We start from the raw sequence: 3,479 nt of genomic DNA on the forward strand, positions 1-3,479 counted from the left end.
ATGCAGTACCATCTGCGCAGGCGGGCTTAACTTCTCTGTTCGGGATGGGAAGAGGTGAGCCCCGCCGCAATAACCACCTTAAGGCTATTCGCTGCAAGCAGCTTTTTTAATTGGCAATTGGCAATTAAAAACAATATTTTAACATACTGGGATAAAGAAACAAATAGGATTTATTTTAGAAAGTTCTCTCCTCCCCGCAGGGCGGGGAGGAAAAGGGTGTGCATAAGCTTACGGATTATTAGTACTACTCGACTGTGACATTACTGCCTTTACATCTGTAGCCTATCAACGTGGTCATCTTCCACGATCCTTAAAAGAAATCTCATCTTGTGGTGGGTTTCGCGCTTATATGCTTTCAGCGCTTATCCCTTCCCAACGTAGCTACTCTGCGGTGCCCCTGGCGGGACAACAGATACACTAGAGGTTAGTCCAATTCGGTCCTCTCGTACTAGAATCAGATCCACTCAAATTTCTAACGCCCGCAGTAGATAGAGACCGAACTGTCTCACGACGTTCTGAACCCAGCTCGCGTGCCACTTTAATGGGCGAACAGCCCAACCCTTGGGACCTTCTCCAGCCCCAGGATGTGACGAGCCGACATCGAGGTGCCAAACCCCCCCGTCGATATGAGCTCTTGGGGGAGATCAGCCTGTTATCCCCGGCGTACCTTTTATCCTTTGAGCGATGGCCCTTCCATGCGGAACCACCGGATCACTATGCTCTACTTTCGTACCTGATCGACCTGTATGTCTCTCAGTCAAGCTCCCTTATGCCATTGCACTCTACGCACGGTTACCAAGCGTACTGAGGGAACCTTTAGAAGCCTCCGTTACTCTTTTGGAGGCGACCACCCCAGTCAAACTACCCACCAAGCACTGTCCCCCACATCGCGGGGTTAGGCCTCAGATAAACAAAGGGTTGTATTTCAACAATGACTCCACAGCGCCTGGCGACGCCGCTTCACAGTCTCCAACCTATCCTACACATCATTTATCCAAGGTCAATACTAAGCTATAGTAAAGGTGCACAGGGTCTTTTCGTCCCACTGCGGGTAAACGGCATCTTCACCGTTACTACAATTTCACCGAGCTCATGGCTGAGACAGTGTCCAGATCGTTACACCATTCGTGCAGGTCGGAACTTACCCGACAAGGAATTTCGCTACCTTAGGACCGTTATAGTTACGGCCGCCGTTTACTGGGGCTTCAATTCAATGCTTCTCCGAAGATAACATCTCCTCTTAACCTTCCAGCACCGGGCAGGTGTCAGGCCCTATACTTCATCTTACGATTTTGCAGAGCCCTGTGTTTTTGATAAACAGTCGCCTGGACCTCTTCACTGCGGCCCCGATTGCTCGGGGCGACCTTTCTCCCGAAGTTACAGGTCTATTTTGCCTAATTCCTTAGCCATGAATCTCTCGAGCACCTTAGGATTCTCTCCTCAACTACCTGTGTCGGTTTACGGTACTGGTTCTTACTGCCTGAAGTTTAGAGGTTTTTCTTGGAAGCCCTTAGGCGCACTATCTCTTTGTCCGAAGACTCCGAGTACTATCGCATTTCACCAAACTCTCCGGATTTGCCTAGAGAGCCTATAGCTAGGTGCTTTAACGAACTATTCCGTCAGTTCGCGGCGCTTTCATCACTCCGTCACCCCATCACAGCAATAAGAAGTACGGGAATATTAACCCGTTGGCCATCGACTGTCCCTTTCGGGTTCGCCTTAGGTCCAGACTAACCCACAGCTGATTAGCATAGCTGTGGAAACCTTAGTTTTTCGGTGTGCGGGTTTCTCGCCCGCATTATCGTTACTTATGCCTACATTTTCTTTTCTGACCGGTCCAGCATACCTTACGATACACCTTCAGCCCTGTCAGAATGCTCCCCTACCACTTTGTGTTGCCACAAAATCCATAGCTTCGGTAATATGCTTATGCCCGATTATTATCCATGCTCGTCCGCTCGACTAGTGAGCTGTTACGCACTCTTTAAATGAATGGCTGCTTCCAAGCCAACATCCTAGCTGTCTGGGCAGACAAACCTCGTTCTTTCAACTTAGCATATATTTGGGGACCTTAGCTGATGGTCTGGGTTCTTTCCCTCTCGGACTTGGACCTTAGCACCCAAGCCCTCACTGTTATCAATCATTATATAGCATTCGGAGTTTGTCAGGAATTGGTAGGCGGTGAAGCCCCCGCATCCAATCAGTAGCTCTACCTCTATATAACTAAAATAACGCTGCACCTAAATGCATTTCGGGGAGTACGAGCTATTTCCGAGTTTGATTGGCCTTTCACCCCTACCCACAGGTCATCCGAAGACTTTTCAACGTCAACCGGTTCGGTCCTCCACTGTGTGTTACCACAGCTTCAACCTGCCCATGGGTAGATCACACGGTTTCGCGTCTAACACTACTGACTAAAGCGCCCTATTCAGACTCGCTTTCGCTGCGGATCCATGGCTTAACCACTTATCCTTGCCAGCAGCGTTAACTCGTAGGCTCATTATGCAAAAGGCACGCCGTCACCCCACGAAAGGGCTCCGACCGCTTGTAAGCGCATGGTTTCAGGATCTATTTCACTCCGTTATTCACGGTTCTTTTCACCTTTCCCTCACGGTACTGGTTCACTATCGGTCTCTCAGGAGTATTTAGCCTTAGCGGATGGTCCCGCCAAATTCAGACAGGGTTTCACGTGCCCCGCCCTACTCAGGATACCGCTATCCATTACATTTGTTACCCATACGGGGCTGTCACCCTCTGTGGCGCTCCTTTCCAGAAGCTTCCGGTTCCTCATGCATGAAATCTCGCGGTCCTACAACCCCAGCAATGCCGTAACAATGCTGGTTTGGGCTAATCCGCGTTCGCTCGCCACTACTTACGGAATCACTTTTGTTTTCTTCTCCTCCGCCTACTTAGATGTTTCAGTTCAGCGGGTTTGCCCACCTATCGGTGTGCTATATCTTCAATATAGCGGGTTGCCCCATTCGGATATCTGCGGATCGATCGGTGTGTGCCCGTCCCCGCAGCTTTTCGCAGCTTATCACGTCCTTCATCGCCTCTGAGAGCCTAGGCATCCCCCATGCGCCCTTATTTTGCTTATTGCACCAATCTTGTTACTTAAAACAAGACCGTTTTGTTTTGTCTTTTGCAATAAATTGCAAAAAACGCTTTCTACTTTCTTATTATTTTCTTATCCCAATATGTCAATGAACTTTTTTCCTTTCGGAACTGTGGAGAATAACGGAGTCGAACCGTTGACCTCCTGCGTGCAAGGCAGGCGCTCTAGCCAGCTGAGCTAATCCCCCAAATCTAATGATGAATTGTGAATTATGAATTATGAATTAATATTCATAACGCTTCAACTCTAGAATTTCCTTCTCTTTAAGCCTTAAAAAGTAGTCCCGGGCAGACTCGAACTGCCGACCCCTACATTATCAGTGTAGTACTCTAACCAGCTGAGCTACGAGACTCTGTTTTTTTTT

2 tRNA genes and 2 rRNA genes are annotated in these 3,479 nt (G+C 48.7%); all 4 read right to left on the bottom strand.

The window, feature by feature from the left end:
- A 5S ribosomal RNA gene (gene rrf, locus DMA14_RS00100) occupies positions 1-81 on the bottom strand; the annotation flags it as partial.
- A gap of 137 nt (positions 82-218) precedes the next feature.
- Positions 219-3,100, bottom strand: a 23S ribosomal RNA gene (locus DMA14_RS00105).
- A 128-nt stretch (positions 3,101-3,228) separates the two neighbouring features.
- Positions 3,229-3,302 (bottom strand) — tRNA-Ala (locus DMA14_RS00110).
- A gap of 91 nt (positions 3,303-3,393) precedes the next feature.
- Positions 3,394-3,467 (bottom strand) — tRNA-Ile (locus tag DMA14_RS00115).
- Positions 3,468-3,479: the final 12 nt, after the last annotated feature.

Origin of the sequence: Flavobacterium sharifuzzamanii, assembly GCF_003254585.1 — a bacterium.
Taxonomy (GTDB): Bacteria; Bacteroidota; Bacteroidia; order Flavobacteriales; family Flavobacteriaceae; genus Flavobacterium; species Flavobacterium sharifuzzamanii.